Source organism: Rhodococcus sp. ENV425, assembly GCF_002887785.1.
Lineage (GTDB): Bacteria > Actinomycetota > Actinomycetes > Mycobacteriales > Mycobacteriaceae > Rhodococcus > Rhodococcus aetherivorans.
In genome coordinates, this window is record NZ_PCZU01000272.1 from 6,582 (window position 1) to 20,607 (window position 14,026).

Below are 14,026 nucleotides of genomic sequence, written 5' to 3' on the forward strand. Positions count from 1 at the left end.
CGGCTTGCATGGAAGGTGAGTCCGCCGATGTATCCCGATGTCCGTCCCCGCAGGCTGCGCACCACCCCGGCCATGCGCCGGCTGGTCGCCGAAACCTCCCTCGAGCCGCGGCATCTGGTGCTGCCGATGTTCGTCGCCGACGGGCTCGACGCGCCGCGCGAGATTCCCTCGATGCCCGGCGTGTACCAGCACACCCCCGACTCGCTGCCGGCCGCGGCGACCGCCGCGGTCGAGGCCGGTGTCGGCGGGCTGATGCTCTTCGGCGTGCCGCGGGCCGAGGACAAGGACGCCCGCGGATCCGGCGGCACCGACCCGGAGGGCGTGCTCAACCGCGCGCTGCGCGACCTGCGCGCCGAACTCGGCGACGCGACGGTCCTGATGGCCGACACGTGCCTCGACGAGTTCACCGACCACGGTCACTGTGGCGTCCTGGGCGCTTCGGGTGAGGTGGACAACGACGCGACGCTCGAGCGGTACGCGGAGATGGCCGTCGCGCAGGCCGAGGCGGGCGCGCACCTGCTCGGGCCGAGCGGGATGATGGACGGCCAGGTCGCGTCGATCCGGGCGGCGCTCGACGCCGCGGGGCATCAGGACGTGGGGCAGATCGCGTACTCCGCGAAGTACGCGTCGGCGTTCTACGGGCCGTTCCGCGACGCGGTGGGTTCCTCGCTCGAGGGCGATCGGCGCACCTACCAGCAGGATCCGGCGAACCGTCGGGAGGCGCTGCGCGAAGTCGATCTCGATCTCGCCGAGGGCGCCGACCTGGTGATGGTCAAGCCCGCGATGTCGTACCTCGACGTGCTGCGCGAGGTCGCGGACCGCTCGGACGTGCCCGTCGCGGCGTATCAGATCTCCGGCGAGTACGCGATGATCACCGCCGCCGCGCAGAACGGCTGGATCGACCGGGACGCGGCAATTCTGGAGTCGCTGACGAGTATCCGCCGCGCCGGCGCCGACATCGTGCTCACCTACTGGGCGGCCGAGGTCGCGGGCCGGCTCACGTGAGCACGCCCGAACCGTCGCAGTGGCCCGGGCCGCCGGCCACGCCGCCCGGGACGGCGCCGGGGGAGCGGCGCCCCACCCCCGTGGACGTGGAGACCGCGTTCCAGCTGTGGTGTGCGGTCGCGGTCCTGGGCCTGGTGTACCTCGGTGCGAGCGTGGCGCTGATGTGGGAGCGCAGGGACGAGTTCGTCGACCAGATGACGGCCGAGCTGGCCCGGCAGACGCCCCCGGTGGAGATGCCCCGGGAATCGGTGGAGTCGTTGCTGCCGTTGGGTTTCGGGATCACCGCCGTCCTGGGCCTGGCCTTCACCGGCCTGTTCCTGCTGGTGGTCTTCGCGATGCGCCGCGGCCGGAACTGGGCGCGCATGCTGCTCACGATGATCGGCGTCTTCCTGACCTTCACGGCGCTCCCCACGGTGTTCGGCGTCGGTGCGCTGGGCGGTGGGGCCGGACTCGTGATCGGCCTCGTGAGCATCCTGCAGGGTGTGTGCTCGGTCGGGGCGATCGTGCTCATGCACCGCCGCGAGCCGAACCTGTACTTCCTTCGGTTGCCCCCGAGCTGACCCCCCGGGCGCGCGGAGTACGGTGTCTGACGACCCACGGCCCGCACGGTCGTTCCCGACGAGCGAAGAGGACTTTCATGCAGGTGGAGCCCCGGCCCTACGGTCGTCGTCGTGAGCTGGTTCTGATCGGCCTCATCGCCGTCCTGGGTGTGGTGACCCTGGTGCTGGTCGTCGTTCCGGGCATGCTCAGCGCCTGATCGCGACGTGAGCGAGCCGGCCGAGCCCCGATTCCACGAGCCCGGTGCGCGTTGGCGCACCGTGGCGCTCGGCCCGGTGCTCTGCGTCGTCGTGCTCGCGGTGGAGCTGCTGACCGGGCCGGTGGTCCACTGGGTCTCCCTGCCGGTGATCGCTCTCGTCCTCAGCGGTTTCGCGTACGTGACGGTCGTCGCGGCCCGGCGGCACGTGAGCGTGGAGCTGACCGCGGCGACGCTGCGCCTCGGCACCGAGGAGCTGCCGCTCGAGGAGATCGACGCGGTGCTGCCGCCGGCCGATCCCCGGGCCCGCGAACCCGAGCGCTGGGAGACGGCCCGGCCGCTGGGGGAGCTGTCGAACGTGCCGCGGGGTCGCACGGCCGTCGGCCTGCGGTTGCGCGGCGGCGCCCTGGTGCGGGCCTGGGCCAGGGACCACGAGCGGCTGCGGTCCGAACTCGGGACGGTGCTGGCCGAGCGCGCCGATCCACCCTTGCTTTAATACCCCCTAGGGGTACGATGCGGGTATGGCCGGATACACCCCGCACCAGGAGGACCTGCTCAAGCGCCTGCGCCGGATCGAGGGACAGGTTGCGGGCATTGCCCGGATGATCGAGGACGACCGCTACTGCATCGACGTCCTGACCCAGGTTTCCGCCGTCACCAAGGCCCTGCAGACGGTCTCGCTCAAGCTGCTGGACGCGCACCTGGCCGGCTGCGTCGTCGACGCCGCCCGGCAGGGCGGACCGGAGGCCGACGCGAAGATCCAGGAGGCCTCGGACGCGATCGCCCGCCTCGTTCTCAAACCCTGATCGCCCGAGGAGCCCGATCGGCATGCGGATCGCCCACGGACTGTACGCTGCGGGGCTGGCGTGCGTCCTGACGGCGTGTGCGCCGGAGGAGCCCGCGCGGACGGTGCTCTCGGGTACGCCGAGCGCGGTCCCCGAGTCGCCGGCCGCGCCGCGGGTCACCGTCACCACCGTCGTCGACGGTCTCGACCATCCGTGGGACGTGGTGCAGGCCCCCGACGGGACGCTGCTGACCGGGGAGCGGTCGGGCCGGTTCGTCGTCCGGCGGCCCGACGGGCGCGTCGAGGAACTGCGCGCCGACCTGCCGGACCTGTACGCGGTGGGGGAGACCGGGCTCATGGGCGTGGCGCTCGGCCACGACTTCGAGTCCAGCCGCACCGTCTACGCGTGCCAGGGGCACCGCGACCCCGACGACGTCCGCGTCTACGCCTGGACCGTCGATCCCGGCTGGACCACGATGACGCGGCAGCGCACCGTCGTCGAGGGCCTGCCCGTCGCCCGCGGCGGGCGCCACGGCGGCTGCCGGATCCTCGCGCACCCCGACGGCACCCTGTACATCGGCACGGGCGACGCCACCCGCCCGACGGCGCCGCAGGATCCGGCCGGCCTCGGCGGCAAGGTGCTGCACCTGAACCCCGACGGGTCGCCGGCGCCCGGCAACCCGGATCCGGGCAGCGTCGTGTTCACCCTCGGCCACCGCAACGTGCAGGGGCTGGCGCTGCAGCCCGGCACCGGCCGGCTCTACTCGGTGGAGCAGGGCAGCAGCCGCGACGACGAGGTCAACCTGCTCGTGCCGGGCGGCAACTACGGCTGGCGTCCCGACCGCGAACCCGGCACGTACGACGAATCGGTGCCGATGACCGATCCCGAGCGCGTGCCCGGCGCGATCCCGGCGGTGTGGAGTTCCGGCTCGCCCACCATCGCCACCCCGGGGCTGGCGTTCGCGGCCGGGCCGGCGTGGGGCCCGTGGTCCGGTGCGCTCGTCGTCAGCAGCCAGCAGGACGAGAAGCTCCTGCTGCTGCGCCTGTCCGGCGACGGCCGCAGCGTCACCGAGTCGGCGACGCTGCTCGAGGGGGAGTACGGCCGCCTGCGGTCGCTCACCTCGCTGCCCGACGGCTCGCTCCTCGTCACCACCGACAACGGCTCCGGCGACAAGATTCTGCAGGTCGCCCCCGTCTAGCGTGCCCCTGGGTCGACGCGCCGCGCGCCCGCGCCGTCCTCGCCCAGCCGATCGCCCGGATTGAACAGGGTGCACGCCTGCAGCGACAGGCAGCCGCAGCCGATGCACCCCGCCAGTTCGCGCTGCATCCGGTCGATCGCCTGCTTGCGTTCCTCGAGGCGCTCGTGCCATGCCCGCGAGATGCGCATCCAGTCCCGTCGGGTCGGGGGCCTGTCGGCCGGCAGCGCCGAGAACACCTCGGCCACCTCGGCGAGCGGAATGCCGAACCGGGTCGCCAACTGGATGATCGAGATGCGCCGGATCGTGTGCCGGGGGAAGCGGCGCGTGCCGCCTGCGGTGCGGTGTGCCGTCACAAGTCCCAGCGACTCGTAGTAGCGAATCGCAGACACGGCGGCGCCCGTGCGCCGGGAGACCTCACCGATCGCCAGCAGTTCTTCGCTCGTGCGGCTCATCACGACTCCGTTCCCCGCGCTTGATCTCAAGTGCACTCGAGACTCTACAGTCACCGGCATGCACGGATCCACGACTCGCGCCGGCTCCTGGCTGGAACTTCTCGGCCGCGAATACCTCGGTACAGCATCGGTTCTCGCCGGCGGGGTTGCCCTCTACGCCACCAACGTGTACCTCACGACGAGCCTGCTGCCGACCGCGGTCGAGGAGATCGGCGGCCACGCCTACTACGCGTGGACGGCGACGGTGTTCCTCATCGCGTCGGTGATCTCCTCGACGGCCGTGGCCCGCCTCCTCGCCGCCCGCGGACCCCGGGGCGCCTACCTCGTGGCGCTCGGGACCTTCGCGGCCGGCACCCTCGTGTGTGCGCTCGCCCCGTCCATGGAGACGCTGCTGGCGGGCCGGGCGGTCCAGGGACTCGGCGGCGGCCTGCTCGCCGGGCTCGGCTACGCCGTTCTGAACAGTGCACTGCCCGAACGCCTCTGGAGCCGCGGCGCGGCGCTCGTATCGGCGATGTGGGGCGTGGGGACCTTTGCGGGACCCGCCGTCGGCGGCGTGTTCGCCCAGTTCCACGCCTGGCGATGGGCGTTCGGCGCGCTAGTGGTCTGCACGCTCGCGGTCGCCGCCGCGGTGCCCTTCACCCTGCCGGCGCACGCCCGCGGATCGCGGGAGGCCGGCAGGATTCCGCTCGGTTCGCTCGCCCTGCTCACCGCCGCGGCCCTGGCGGTCAGCGTGGCCGCCGTCGTGACCGGCAGTGCGCCCACGATCACCCTCATCGCGGTCGCGTCCGCTGCCGTGGTCGCGTTCGTCGCCGTCGACCGCCGCAGCCCGCACGGCATCCTGCCCGCGGCGACGTTCACCACCGCCCGGCTGCGCTGGGTGTACCTGACGATCGCAGTGCTGGCGGTCGCCTCGACCGCCGAGACGTTCGTCCCGTTGTTCGGGCAGCGCCTCGCCGGCCTCGCGCCGCTGGCCGCCGGCTTCCTCGGCGCCGCGCTCGCGGTGGGGTGGACGCTCGGCGAGATCCCGAGCGCCTCGGCGTCCGCGCCACGGACCGTGCACCGCATCGTGGTGAGCGCTCCGGTGCTCGTCGGCCTCGGTCTCGCGCTCATGGCGACCGTCGTGCGTGACGAGGCCGGACCGGCGGCGGTCGCGGCGTGGGTCACGGGACTGGTCGTCGCGGGCGCGGGCATCGGCATCGCGTGGCCGCACCTCGCGGTCGGCGCGATGAACGCCGTCGCCGACCCGCGCGAAAGCGGCAGGGCGTCCGCCGCGATCAACACCGTCCAGTTGATCGCGAACGCGTTCGGCGCAGCACTGGCCGGGGTCCTCGTCAACGCGGGACAACCGTCCGACGTGCGCTCGGCGCGGCTCCTGCTGTTCGGGTTCGCGGCCGTGGCGGTGCTCGGCGTGCTCGCCGCGCGCCGCGCGGTTCCGGCCCGCGCGCACCGGCTCCGGTCGGTCCCGGCGGACTCCTCCGCAGCGGAACCCGAACGAATCTGACGCCGCCGCGCGTGTCGTCGCCGTCCGGCGCATCGCCTTCCGTAACATCGCCGGGATCCGGCGAGGAGGAGATGCGCGTGCGAATCCCGGGGAGGTGCGCGGCGGCGATCGCAGCGGGCGTGCTCGCGGCAGGGGCGCCGAGCGCCCACGCGGCGCCACCCGAGGCGGGCGCGCTGCCGGCGCTGACCGTGACGCCGCTGATGGAGGGGCTGAGCAAGCCCTGGGACGTCGTCGCCGCGCCGGACGGGACGATCCTCACCGGAGAACGCAGGGGCCGCTTCGTGGCCCGTGGCCCGGACGGTGACGTCCGCGACGTGCGCGCCGACCTGTCCGACCTGTACGCCGAGGGCGAGACCGGTCTGATGGGACTGGCGCTGGCGCCCGATTTCGGGACGAGCCGGACCCTCTACAGCTGCCAGGGTCATCGCGGCCCGGACGGCACCGACATCCGCGTGCAGTCGTGGACGGTCGATGCCGGATGGACGGAATTGACCCGTGGTGCCACCGTGCTCGCCGGCATTCCGGCCGGGCAGGGCGGCCGTCACGGCGGCTGCCGGCTGCTCGCCCACCCCGACGGATCGCTGTACGTCGGCACGGGCGACACCGCCCACCCCCAGGTTCCTCAGGACCGGAACAGCCTGGGCGGCAAGGTGCTCCACATCGATCCCGACGGCACTCCCGCGGCGGGCAACCCCGATCCGAACAGCCCGGTGTTCACTCTCGGCCACCGCAACGTGCAGGGACTGGCGCAGCGTCCCGGCACCGGCGAACTCTATGCGGTCGAGCAGGGCACCGGCCGCGACGACGAGGTGAATCTGCTGCTGCCGGGTGGCAACTACGGCTACCGGCCCGACCGCTTCCCGTTCGTCTACGACGAGTCGGTGCCCATGACCGACCCGGCCCGCGTTCCGGGGGCGATCGGGGCCGTGTGGAGTTCCGGCGCCCCCACCCTCGCGACTCCCGGCGGCACGTTCGTCGCCGGTGCCGGCTGGAACGGGTGGGACGGCGCACTGGTGATCACGAGCCAACAGCAGGAGAAGCTGCTGTTCCTCGAACTCACCGCCGACGGCCGCGCGGTGGACGAGACCGCGACCGCGCTCGAGGGCCGATTCGGCCGGCTGCGGTCGGTGACCGCGCGGCCCGACGGGGCACTGCTCGTCACGACGGACAACGGAAGCGGCGACCGCGTCCTGCTGGTGGAACCTGCCGCCGACTGAGAGGGCGAGACGATGTGCTCACCGACGGTGCTCGACCGGGTGTATCGCGAGATCCAGGACAGCCGAAGCCGATTCGGCCGCCGGTCCTTCCTCGCCGCAGTGGGCGTGACCGCCGCGGGCCTCGCCGCGACGCCCGCCGCACGGGCCGGCGGGAACACCACCCCCGTGCGGGCCGACGCGGTGATCGACCTGACCCACACGCTGACCCCGCAGTTCCCGGTCTGGCCCGGCAACGAGCAGTTCACGATGCGTCCCGTCGCAACGCTCGACACCGGGCGGTTCGCCGTCAACGAGATGTCGCTGTGGGAGCACACCGGCACCCATCTCGATGCCCCGGCCCACATCGTGCGCGGCGGCGCCACCGTCGAGGCGCTGCCGGTGCGCGACTTCGTGGCCCCGCTCGCCGTCGTCGACATCGCCGGCAAGGCCGCGCAGGACGACGACTCCGTGGTCACCGTCGCCGACGTGGCGGCCTGGGAACAGCAGCACGGCCCGATCCCGCCGGGCGCGTTCGTCGCGATGCACTCGGGCTGGGAGGCCCGCCTCGCCGACCCCGCCCGCTTCGTCAACGCCGACGCGCTGCGCATCCCGCACGCGCCGGGATTCGACCGCGACGCCGTGCGGATGCTCGTGCACGAACGGAACGTCGTGGGGCTCGGCGTCGACACCCTCAGCCTCGACCGGGCGAGCAGCAGCGACTTCGGCGCCCACGTGGAGCTGCTCGGCGCGGGCCGCTACGGCATCGAGGCGATGGCGAACCTCGCGGCCGTGCCGCCGCGCGGCGCGACCGTCGTCGTCGGCGCGCCCAAGCACGTCGGCGGCACCGGCGGACCGTGCCGGGTGCTGGCACTGGTCTGATCCGCGCACCCGGCCCGGCGGGTCAGCCGAGGCGACCGGCGTCCGTGCCCGGACCGTCGAGCATCGCCGACCCCAGCAGGTGCTCCGGCACGCCGAGACCCTCGACGAGCGTCGTCACGTGCGGGCGCAGGGTCCGGCAGCGTTCGTTGATGCCGCGTGACACGGCCTTCGCCCGCTCCACCGACAGCTGCCGGTGCTCCATGTACCAGGCCTTGTCCTCGTCGATGACACTCAGCGCGTACAGGTCGCACAGGTCCGACAGCAGCTCGCGGCCCGCCTCGTCGGGACACGAGTCGATGCCCGCGACGAACGCCTCGAGCACGACCCGGTCGATGTGGGCCTGCGCGGCGTGCAGCACGTGGTCCTGCACGAAGTTGAACGCGTCGAACATGTTCTCCTCGCGCTTCGACGCGGCCTGCAGCCGCCGCGCCGCCGTCGAGAGCAGGTACTGCTCCCGGGACTCGAACATCGCCATCTGCGTGCCCCGGTCGAAGAGGCTGCCGTCCTCCTCGTTGTCCTTCCGGGTGTCGACGAGGGTCTGGAGGATCTGCTGCGCGGCGGTGCGCTTCTTGACGATGTCCGACACCGTGACGGCGGCGAACTTCATCCACTCCACCGGGCTCATCCCGCGGACCTCGTCCGCGTAGGCGGTGAGCAGTTCCTTGGCGACGAGCTGGGTCAGCACGTGGTTGTCGCCCTCGAAGGTGGTGAACACGTCGGTGTCCGCCTTCAACGCCGTCAGCCGGTTCTCGGCCATGTATCCGGCGCCGCCGCAGGCCTCGCGGCACTCCTGGATGGCGCGCGTCGCGTGGGCGGTGTTGGCGACCTTCAGTCCGGCGGCGCGGCTCTCGAGCTCACGCTGCTCCTGGGGGTCGACGTCGTCGACGGGCGTGGTCTGGATCCGGTCCATGGTCGAGACCAGCTCGTTCTGCGCGAAGGTCAGCGCGTACGACCTCGCGATGAGCGGCAGCAGGCGGCGCTGATGCACTAGGTAGTCCATCAGCAGCACCTCGTTCTCGTCGCCCGGGGCGCTGAATTGGCGGCGCTGCAACGCGTACCGCGTCGCGATCGACAGCGCGACGCGGGCCGCGGCACCCGCCGAGCCGCCGACGGTGACCCGGCCCCGCACGAGCGTGCCCACCATGGTGAAGAAGCGGCGGTTCGGGTTCTCGATCGCCGAGACGTAGGTCCCGTCGGGCTCGACGTCGGCGTACCGGTTGAGCAGGTTCTCCCGCGGGATCCGCACGTGGTCGAACATGATCCGCCCGTTGTCCACGCCCGGCAGGCCGCCCTTGTGGCCGCAGTCGGAGGTGGTGACGCCGGGCAGGTCGTCGCCGTTCTCGTCGCGGATCGGCACGACGAAGCAGTGCACGCCCTGGGACTTGCCCCCGGTGATCAGTTGCGCGAACACCGCGGCGACCGTCGCGTGCTGCGCCGCGCCGCCGATGTAGTCCTTGCGTGAGGACGGGGTGGGGGAGTGGATCACGAACTCCTCAGTGCCCGGGTCGTACGACGCCGTCGTCTCGAGCGACTGGACGTCGGAGCCGTGACCGGTCTCGGTCATCGCGAAGCAGCCGAGCAGATCGAGGTCGATGAGCGGGCCGAGGTAGCGCTCGTGGTGACGGGTCGTGCCGAGATTCTCGATCGCGCCGCCGAACAGGCCCCACTGCACCCCGGCCTTGACCATCAGCGACAGGTCCGACATGGCGAGCATCTCGATCGACGCCACCGCACCACCGGCGTCGCCGCCCCCGCCCACCGCCTTGGAGAAGCCCGCCCGGGCATAGCCGGATTCGGCGAGCATCCGCATCTGCTTCAGCGTGATCGCCCGGGCCGCGTCCAGGTCCGGCGTGTAGTGCGGGGCGAACTCGGGCCGGTCCAGATCCGCGCGGGCCCGCTCGCGCGCCTGCCGCCACGCGCCGTCCAGGGTGATGCGGATGTGCTCAGCTGTGGTCGTCATGGACTCGACACTAGGACGATTCGGGCCCCTCGTGTGGGTATGTGAGAACGCCGGTATCGGCTGCAGGATGCGCCCAGTCCGTCGGGACGTCCGCGCCGCCTTCCGGACTGACCCGTGTCCCGACGCGGGCCAGCAGGGGGGTCGGAGCGAGCGGTCCCGCGAAGAGGGCCTGGCCCAGCCCGAACGTCGTGGCGCGGTGCAGCATCGCCGGCGGGACGTGCGAGAACAGGTGTGCGAGCTCCTCGATGTCGGTGCTGCCGTTCATGCGCATCAGCAACAGGTTGTCGCACTGGGACACGACGTTCGGATGCACCTTCCCGGGGCGCTGCGTGGCGACGAACAGGTGCAGCCCGAACTTGCGGCCCTCGCCGGCGATGAGCACCCCCAGATCCGCGGTGCTCGACGACAACGGGTCCGCCGTGGCCGACGGCAGGATGTTGTGCGCCTCGTCCACCACCAGGAGCATCGGCAGGCGGCGCCGCCGCAGCATCCACAGCCGGCCCAGCAGGCCGAGCGCCACCGCGGCCCGCTCGCCGGGGAGTTCAGGCTGCCGAGATCGATCACGAAGCACCGGCCCGCCGTCATGTCGAGTTCGGCGGCCGAGCGTTCGTCCCCCCGGCGCCACAGCTCCCACGCCGCGATCCCCAGGTTGTCGATGCGGGTCGCGAGACGCGCGGTCGCGGGGTCGGCCGCCGCCGCGGACCGCACGTCCGCGACCGAGTAGGGGACGGCGAGGGAGGCGGTGACGCGGCGCAACGCCGAGTACTCGTCGAGGTCGTGCACCGGGTCCAGGCGCAGCAGCAGCGCCTGCGCGACGAGGGGAAGGTCGCTGAGATCCAGGCACAGCAGGTGGTCGGAGTCGGCGCCGCGGGCCCGTACCACCCGCACTCCGGTCGCGGCCTCGCGATGCCGGCGCGCGGCGGGGGAGTCGTCCCCCGGATCCCGCAGCCGGCCGAGCTGCACGTGGTCGGAGTTGGGGTCGAGCACCACGATCGGCAGGGTCGTCGCGACGAGCAGCCGTTCGAGGACCGCGCCGGTCGTGTACGTCTTGCCGGAGCCGGACTGGCCGCACATGAAGGTGTGCCGGGCGAAGCCCGCCGGGTGCAGCCGCGCCGGCACCGCCGGGGCGTGCAGCATGGTGCCCACGTCGAGGGTGCCGGCGAGCGCGGCGGCGATCGTCGCGGTCTCGGCCTCGGTGGCCGGACGCACATGCCGCTCGGGAAACGGCTCCGTCTCCGGCGTGGCGACGAACCGGCCGTCGCCGAACACCCCCAGGACGGTCGCGGAACCCGCCAGCGTCCGCACCATCGCCCGGCCCCGCACCGACCGCACCGGCAGACCCGGTTCGTCGACGGTGACGTCGACGTCGGCGCCCTCGCGTTCGACGATGCGCACGCTGCGGACCTGCACGGCGAGGCGGCGCCCGTCGTCGAGTTCGACGACCGCGAACCCGCCGACGTCGACACCGACGTCCACCGGTCCGGTGAGAAGTACCTCACGGCCGTCGGCGGACAACGCGGCGGTGACCACCCGGAAACGGTCCGCGAGGGCGATCCGGACGTCGTCGAACGAGACCATGGTCACATTCCTACCGGAACGACCGCCGTTGCAGGGTCCACGCCTTTTGGCAAATCCCGCGAAACTGGGACACTGGAGGTCGTGACTGCGACCCCCGATGCATCTCGCGCCCGCGACTCCGTATCCACCGCACTGTTCGACCGGGCGTCGAAGGTGATTCCCGGGGGTGTGAACTCTCCGGTCCGCGCATTCGGATCGGTCGGCGGGACCCCGCGCTTCGTCGCGTCCGCCTCGGGCTACACGCTGACCGACGTGGACGGCAATTCCTATGTCGACCTGGTGTGTTCGTGGGGGCCGATGATCCTCGGCCACGCGCACCCGGCGGTCGTCGACGCGGTGTGCAGCGCCGCCACGACGGGCCTGTCGTTCGGCGCGCCGACGGCCGGTGAGGTGGAACTCGCCGAGGAGATCGTGGGGCGCATCGAGCCCGTCGAGCAGGTCCGGCTCGTCAACTCGGGCACCGAGGCGACGATGAGCGCGGTGCGGCTGGCACGCGGATTCACCGGCCGAACCAAGATCGTCAAGTTTGCGGGCTGTTATCACGGTCACGTCGACGCCCTGCTCGCCGACGCCGGCTCCGGCGTCGCCACCTTCGGGCTGCCGACGTCGCCGGGTGTGACCGGTGCGCAGGCCGAGGACACCATCGTCGTGCCGTACAACGACCTCGAGGCGGTGCGCGCGGCGTTCGCGGCCAACCCGGGGAAGATCGCCGCGGTGATCACCGAGGCCGCCGCCGGCAACATGGGCACCGTCCCGCCGCTGCCGGGCTTCAACGCCGGCCTGCGCGAGCTGACCCGCGAGCACGGCGCGCTGCTGATCATGGACGAGGTGATGACCGGGTTCCGGGCGGGACCGGCCGGCTGGTACGGCATCGACGGTGTCGCCGGCGACCTCATGACGTTCGGCAAGGTGATGAGCGGCGGCCTGCCCGCGGCCGCGTTCGGCGGCCGCGCCGACGTCATGGCCCACCTCGCGCCGGCGGGGCCCGTCTACCAGGCCGGCACCCTGTCGGGTAATCCGGTCGCCGTCGCCGCCGGGCTGGCCAGCCTGCGCGCCGCCGACAGCGCCGCCTACGCCGCGCTCGACCGGAACGCCACCACCCTCGGACGGATGATCGGCGAGGCACTCACGGCCGAGGGCGTCGCGCACCGGGTCCAGTTCGCCGGCACGATGCTCAGCGTCTTCTTCACCGAGGATCCGGTGACCGACTACGCGCAGGCCAAGGCCGCGCAGACGTGGCGGTTCCCGGCGTTCTTCCACGCCCTGCTCGACCACGGCGTCTACGCCCCGCCCAGCGCGTTCGAGACGTGGTTCGTCTCCTCCGTGCTCGACGACGACGCGTTCTCCCGCATCGCCGACGCGCTGCCGCACGCAGCGAAGGCCGCGGCGGCCGCCACGGCCTGAGCGGGCCCTCCCACGCCACCACACCCGACGCACACCCGAGGAATTCCCACGTGACCGAACCTGCCCCGTCCGAGTCCCGCACCATCGTGCACGTGCTCCGGCACGGCGAGGTGCACAACCCCAGCGGCATCCTCTACGGCCGTCTGCCCGGCTTCCGGCTGTCCGTGACCGGGGAGGCACAGGCCCGGTCGGTGGCCTCGGCGCTCGCCGACCACGACGTCGCGCACATCGTCGCCTCTCCGCTCGAGCGGGCCCAGCAGACCGCCCAGCCGATCGCGGACAAGCACGGCCTGCCGGTGGCGACGGACGACAACCTCATCGAGGCGGGCAACCAGTTCGAGGGCCTGCGGGTCGCCGTCGGCGACGGGGCGTTGAGCCGGCCGCGGCACTGGTGGAAGCTGCGCGACCCCTTCACCCCGTCGTGGGGAGAGCCCTACCTGCAGATCGCGCACCGCATGCTCGCCGCCGTCAACGCCGCCCGCATCGCCGCGGTCGGCCGGGAGGCGGTGTGCGTCAGCCACCAGCTGCCGGTGTGGACGCTGCGCCGCTTCCTCGAGGGCGAGCGGCTGTGGCACAACCCGCAGCACCGTCAGTGCAGCCTCGCATCGATGACCTCGCTGGTGTACCAGGGCGACACCCTCGTCGACATCGTCTACTCCGAACCGGCCGGGGCTTCGGACCCGACCGTCCACGGCGCATGAGGCGCCGGGCCACGCGACGGGCGGCGCTGGCGGCGGCGCTGGCCTGCGGCCTCACTCTCACGTCGTGCGCCACCGGTGACGACGCCGTCGCCACCGGCGGCACCTTCGACTTCGTCTCGCCCGGGGGCCAGACCCGGATCTTCTACGACCCGCCCACGGACCGCGGCACCCTCGGTGCACTGTCGGGTGAGGACCTGATGAACGAGGGGCAGACCCTCTCGCTCGACGACTACGCCGGCCAGGTGGTGGTGCTCAACGTGTGGGGCCAGTGGTGCGCCCCGTGCCGCAGCGAGGCCGACGACCTCGAGCAGGTCTACGAGGCCACCAAGGATCAGGGCGTGCAGTTCCTCGGCATCAACGTCCGCGACAACCAGCGCGACAAGGCCCAGGATTTCGTCGTCGACAACCGGGTGGGCTACCCGTCGATCTACGACCCGTCGATGCGCTCGCTGCTCGCCCTGGGGGCGAACTACCCGACCTCGGTCGTACCGACCACGGTCGTCCTCGACCGTGACCACCGCGTCGCCGCCGTGTTCCTGACCGAACTGCTCGCGAGCGATCTGCAGCCGGTCGTCGAGCGCGTGGCCGCGGAAAGTCCGTCCGAGCAGTGACA

General features: G+C 72.5%; 15 protein-coding genes. 11 read left to right on the forward strand and 4 right to left on the reverse strand.

Annotation, left to right across the window (positions count from 1 at the left end):
- Positions 1-27 precede the first annotated feature (27 nt).
- From hemB to CQZ88_RS25670, 5 genes are all read left to right on the forward strand, one after another.
- Positions 28-1,005, forward strand: a complete 978-nt coding sequence (gene hemB, locus CQZ88_RS25650) for a porphobilinogen synthase (RefSeq protein ID WP_006935956.1) — start codon at positions 28-30, stop codon at positions 1,003-1,005.
- 80 nt (positions 1,006-1,085) lie between these two features.
- Positions 1,086-1,565: a hypothetical protein gene (locus CQZ88_RS25655; RefSeq protein ID WP_006935953.1), complete on the forward strand. Its 480-nt coding sequence runs from the start codon at positions 1,086-1,088 to the stop codon at positions 1,563-1,565.
- 204 nt (positions 1,566-1,769) lie between these two features.
- A complete protein-coding gene (locus tag CQZ88_RS25660) occupies positions 1,770-2,255 on the forward strand; it encodes a hypothetical protein (protein WP_102800502.1) in 486 nt (161 codons plus the stop codon).
- 25 nt (positions 2,256-2,280) lie between these two features.
- On the forward strand, positions 2,281-2,565 hold the full coding sequence (locus CQZ88_RS25665) for a metal-sensitive transcriptional regulator (protein WP_003937563.1): 285 nt from the start codon (positions 2,281-2,283) through the stop codon (positions 2,563-2,565).
- A gap of 22 nt (positions 2,566-2,587) precedes the next feature.
- Positions 2,588-3,742, forward strand: a complete 1,155-nt coding sequence (locus tag CQZ88_RS25670) for a sorbosone dehydrogenase family protein (RefSeq protein ID WP_102800503.1) — start codon at positions 2,588-2,590, stop codon at positions 3,740-3,742.
- Here the strand turns inward: CQZ88_RS25670 and soxR are convergent.
- The gene (soxR, locus tag CQZ88_RS25675) at positions 3,739-4,194 is read right to left on the reverse strand and encodes a redox-sensitive transcriptional activator SoxR (RefSeq protein ID WP_050035619.1); all 456 of its coding nucleotides are present in this window, start codon (positions 4,192-4,194) and stop codon (positions 3,739-3,741) included. The genes CQZ88_RS25670 and soxR overlap by 4 nt on opposite strands.
- Positions 4,195-4,252: 58 nt before the next feature.
- Between soxR and CQZ88_RS25680 the strand changes: the two genes are divergently transcribed.
- The 3 genes from CQZ88_RS25680 (at position 4,253) to CQZ88_RS25690 (ending at position 7,770) form a co-directional block, all read left to right on the forward strand.
- Positions 4,253-5,695, forward strand: a complete 1,443-nt coding sequence (locus CQZ88_RS25680; RefSeq protein ID WP_102800504.1) for an MFS transporter — start codon at positions 4,253-4,255, stop codon at positions 5,693-5,695.
- Positions 5,696-5,766: 71 nt separating this feature from the next.
- Positions 5,767-6,912: a sorbosone dehydrogenase family protein gene (locus CQZ88_RS25685; RefSeq protein WP_102800505.1), complete on the forward strand. Its 1,146-nt coding sequence runs from the start codon at positions 5,767-5,769 to the stop codon at positions 6,910-6,912.
- Between the two features lie 12 nt (positions 6,913-6,924).
- Positions 6,925-7,770 carry a cyclase family protein gene (locus CQZ88_RS25690; RefSeq protein ID WP_006935936.1) on the forward strand — a complete coding sequence of 282 codons (846 nt, stop codon included), beginning with the start codon at positions 6,925-6,927 and terminating at the stop codon, positions 7,768-7,770.
- A gap of 22 nt (positions 7,771-7,792) precedes the next feature.
- Here CQZ88_RS25690 and CQZ88_RS25695 read toward each other — a convergent pair whose 3' ends face one another.
- Genes CQZ88_RS25695 through CQZ88_RS25700 form a run of 3 tightly spaced genes read right to left on the reverse strand, consistent with a single transcriptional unit; the run spans position 7,793 to position 11,308 of the window.
- Entirely contained in the window at positions 7,793-9,730 is a 1,938-nt protein-coding gene (locus CQZ88_RS25695) for an acyl-CoA dehydrogenase (RefSeq protein ID WP_006935934.1), read from the reverse strand.
- Between the two features lie 10 nt (positions 9,731-9,740).
- Positions 9,741-10,028: a hypothetical protein gene (locus tag CQZ88_RS31885; RefSeq protein ID WP_258008795.1), complete on the reverse strand. Its 288-nt coding sequence runs from the start codon at positions 10,026-10,028 to the stop codon at positions 9,741-9,743.
- Positions 10,001-11,308 carry a helicase HerA domain-containing protein gene (locus tag CQZ88_RS25700; protein WP_258008796.1) on the reverse strand — a complete coding sequence of 436 codons (1,308 nt, stop codon included), beginning with the start codon at positions 11,306-11,308 and terminating at the stop codon, positions 10,001-10,003. Before CQZ88_RS25700 ends, CQZ88_RS31885 begins: the two co-directional genes overlap by 28 nt.
- A gap of 81 nt (positions 11,309-11,389) precedes the next feature.
- On the opposite strand from CQZ88_RS25700, the gene hemL reads away from it, so the two are divergent.
- The 3 genes from hemL to CQZ88_RS25715 are packed head-to-tail and all read left to right on the forward strand — an operon-like array spanning position 11,390 to position 14,024.
- Positions 11,390-12,712, forward strand: coding sequence for a glutamate-1-semialdehyde 2,1-aminomutase (gene hemL, locus CQZ88_RS25705; RefSeq protein WP_006935932.1), 1,323 nt, complete (start codon positions 11,390-11,392; stop codon positions 12,710-12,712).
- Between the two features lie 50 nt (positions 12,713-12,762).
- Complete coding sequence (locus tag CQZ88_RS25710) at positions 12,763-13,413, forward strand: histidine phosphatase family protein (protein WP_043803234.1); 651 nt, start codon at positions 12,763-12,765, stop codon at positions 13,411-13,413.
- Positions 13,410-14,024: a TlpA disulfide reductase family protein gene (locus CQZ88_RS25715; protein ID WP_043803231.1), complete on the forward strand. Its 615-nt coding sequence runs from the start codon at positions 13,410-13,412 to the stop codon at positions 14,022-14,024. The genes CQZ88_RS25710 and CQZ88_RS25715 overlap by 4 nt, the downstream gene beginning before the upstream one ends.
- The last annotated feature ends 2 nt before the right edge of the window (positions 14,025-14,026 follow it).

Coding starts and splice junctions, on each gene's coding strand:
- hemB (WP_006935956.1), top strand. CDS start 28: ATGTATCCCGATGTCCGTCCCCGCAGGCTGCGCACCACCCCGGCCATG.
- CQZ88_RS25665 (WP_003937563.1), top strand. CDS start 2,281: ATGGCCGGATACACCCCGCACCAGGAGGACCTGCTCAAGCGCCTGCGC.
- CQZ88_RS25670 (WP_102800503.1), top strand. CDS start 2,588: ATGCGGATCGCCCACGGACTGTACGCTGCGGGGCTGGCGTGCGTCCTG.
- soxR (WP_050035619.1), bottom strand. CDS start 4,194: ATGAGCCGCACGAGCGAAGAACTGCTGGCGATCGGTGAGGTCTCCCGG.
- CQZ88_RS25680 (WP_102800504.1), top strand. CDS start 4,253: ATGCACGGATCCACGACTCGCGCCGGCTCCTGGCTGGAACTTCTCGGC.
- CQZ88_RS25685 (WP_102800505.1), top strand. CDS start 5,767: ATGCGCGTGCGAATCCCGGGGAGGTGCGCGGCGGCGATCGCAGCGGGC.
- CQZ88_RS25690 (WP_006935936.1), top strand. CDS start 6,925: ATGTGCTCACCGACGGTGCTCGACCGGGTGTATCGCGAGATCCAGGAC.
- CQZ88_RS25695 (WP_006935934.1), bottom strand. CDS start 9,730: ATGACGACCACAGCTGAGCACATCCGCATCACCCTGGACGGCGCGTGG.
- CQZ88_RS25700 (WP_258008796.1), bottom strand. CDS start 11,308: ATGGTCTCGTTCGACGACGTCCGGATCGCCCTCGCGGACCGTTTCCGG.
- CQZ88_RS25715 (WP_043803231.1), top strand. CDS start 13,410: ATGAGGCGCCGGGCCACGCGACGGGCGGCGCTGGCGGCGGCGCTGGCC.